Source organism: Aromatoleum toluvorans (assembly GCF_012910905.1).
In the GTDB taxonomy this organism is placed as follows: domain Bacteria; phylum Pseudomonadota; class Gammaproteobacteria; order Burkholderiales; family Rhodocyclaceae; genus Aromatoleum; species Aromatoleum toluvorans.
The window spans coordinates 1-2,439 of record NZ_WTVN01000082.1 but is presented as its reverse complement, the minus strand read 5'-3'; the positions used below and the strand labels follow the sequence as shown (position 1 = coordinate 2,439).

The window sequence follows — 2,439 nt, the reverse complement described above, 5'->3', positions numbered from 1 at the left end:
GCCGGAGTTCGTCCATGGATTTCCAGATAGCGCTGTTGCTCGCGCAGGACGGCATCACCAACGGTGCGATTTATGCGCTGCTCGCGCTCGCATTGGTGCTGGTGTTTGCCGTGACGCGGGTGATCTTCATTCCGCAGGGGGAGTTTGTCGCGTATGGCGCGCTGACTCTCGTCATGATCCAGGCCGGCACGGTGCCGGCGACGCTGTGGCTGCTGCTCGGGGCGGGCGTGCTCGCGGCGGCGGTCGATGCGCGCGGCGCGCTGCATAGCGGCCAGAAGGGGCGGATCGCCAACGTGCTGGCGTGGGACGTGGGCTATCCGCTGGTGCTCGCCGGCCTGCTCTACGCCCTGCCGCTCGCCACCCTGCCGCTCGCCGTGCAGGTGCTGCTGGCGCTCCTGGTGGTGGTGCCGATGGGGCCGCTGATGTACCGCCTGATCTACCAGCCGGTCGCGGCCGCCCCGGTGCTGATCCTCTTGATCGTGTCGGTCGCCGTGCACGTCGGCATGGTGGGCCTGGGGCTGCTCTTCTTCGGCGCCGAAGGCTCGCGCACGCCGGCCTTCTCCGAGGCGCGCTTCGAGCTCGGTCCGATGATGGTCACCGGCCAGACGATCTGGGTCGTCGCCGCCTCGATCGTGCTGATCGTCGCGCTGTACCAGTTCTTCGGCCGCACGATTTACGGCAAGGCGCTGCGCGCGACCGCGATGAACCGCAACGGCGCGCGCCTGATGGGCATCTCGCCGGCGCTCGCGGGGCGCCTCACCTTCCTGCTCGCGGCGCTGATCGGTGCGCTCTCGGGCGTGCTGATCGCGCCGATCACCACCATCTACTACGACACGGGCTTTCTCATCGGACTAAAAGGGTTTGTGGCCGCGATCGTCGGTGGGCTCGCGAGCTACCCGATCGCCGCCGCCGGCGCCGTGCTGGTGGGGCTCCTTGAGGCCTTCAGCTCCTTCTGGGCCAGCGCCTACAAGGAAGTCATCGTGTTCACGCTGATCATCCCGGTGCTCTTGTGGCGCTCGCTCACCAGCCACCACGTGGAGGAAGAGGAATGAAGCCGCGCGTTGTCCTGGGCCTGTTCCTGGCCCTGCTGCTGGTGGTGCCGCTCGTGATGCCGCCCTTCTATGTCACGCTCCTCAACTACATCGGCCTGTATGCGCTGGTGGCGCTCGGGCTGGTGCTGCTCACCGGCGTGGGCGGCCTCACGAGCTTCGGCCAGGCCGCGTTCGTCGGCCTGGGGGCCTACACCACCGCGGTGCTCACCACCGCGACCGAGCTGCCGGCGTGGCTCGCGTGGGCGGGCGGCTCGCCGTGGCTGGCACTCTTCGTCGGCCTGGTGTTCACGGCCACCGTCGCGCTCGTGCTCGGATCGATGACGCTGCGCCTCTCCGGCCATTACCTGCCGCTCGGCACCATCGCGTGGGGCATCAGCCTGTACTTCCTCTTCGGCACGCTGGAGACCCTGGGCGGCCACACCGGACTGACCGGCATCCCGCCGATCGCGGTGTTCGGCTACGAGCTTACCGACGGCAGCCAGATCTTCTACCTGATCTGGGTCTTCCTGCTGTCGGCGGTGTTCACCACCCAGAACCTCCTCGACTCGCGCGAGGGCCGCGCGATCCGCGCCTTGAAGGGCGGCATGGTGATGGCCGAGGCGATGGGGGTCGATACCGCGCGCTCGCGCATGGTGATCTTCGTCATCGCCGCGCTGCACGCCTGTGCCTCGGGCTGGCTCTACGCGCACATGCAGCGCTTCGTGAACCCCACGCCCTTTGGGCTCCACATCGGCATCGAGTACCTCTTCATGGCGGTCGTGGGCGGCGCGGGGCAGGTGTGGGGGGCGCTCCTCGGCGCGGGCGTCATCACCATCGCCAAGCAGTGGCTGCAGGACCTCCTGCCCAAGCTCTTCGGCCAGAGCGGCAACTTCGAGGTGATCTTCTTCGGCCTGATGATGGTCGTGATCCTGCAGCGCGCGCGCGAAGGCCTGTGGCCGCTGGTGGCCCGCCTGGTGCCGGTGCGCGCCACGCGCCGCACGCTCGACGCCGCCGCCGAGCCGCTGCCGCGAAAGCCCTTGCCGGCGCGCGGGGAAGTGATCCTCGAAGCGAAGGAGGTCACGAGGAAGTTCGGCGGGCTGGTGGCCAACAACGCGATGAGCCTCACCGTCAAGGCGGGCGAGATCCTCGCGCTGATCGGCCCCAACGGCGCGGGCAAGAGCACGATGTTCAACCAGATCTCGGGCGTCGACACCCCGACCTCGGGCGAGGTGCTGTTCCTCGGCCAGTCGGTCGCCGGCCACGGCTCGAGGGAAATCGCGCGCATGGGCATGAGCCGCACCTTCCAGCACGTGAAGCTGCTGCCGACGATGAGCGTGCTCGAGAACGTCGCCATCGGCGCGCATCTGCGGGGTGGCAAGGGCGTGTTCCCGGCCGCGTGGCGCCTCGA

At 68.8% G+C, this 2,439-nt stretch carries 2 protein-coding genes; both read left to right on the top strand.

Features of this window, described 5'->3' with window-relative positions:
* Nucleotides 1–14: 14 nt before the first annotated feature.
* Entirely contained in the window at nt 15–1,052 is a 1,038-nt protein-coding gene (locus GPA22_RS22375; protein ID WP_169258276.1) for a branched-chain amino acid ABC transporter permease, read from the top strand.
* Nucleotides 1,049–2,439: ABC transporter permease subunit (locus GPA22_RS22370; RefSeq protein ID WP_169258275.1), on the top strand; the 1,391-nt coding region annotated here is incomplete at its 3' end. The genes GPA22_RS22375 and GPA22_RS22370, both read left to right, overlap by 4 nt.

Bases quoted from the DNA above. Each gene is read 5' to 3' on its own strand.
- GPA22_RS22375 (WP_169258276.1), top strand. From the start codon at position 15: ATGGATTTCCAGATAGCGCTGTTGCTCGCGCAGGACGGCATCACCAAC.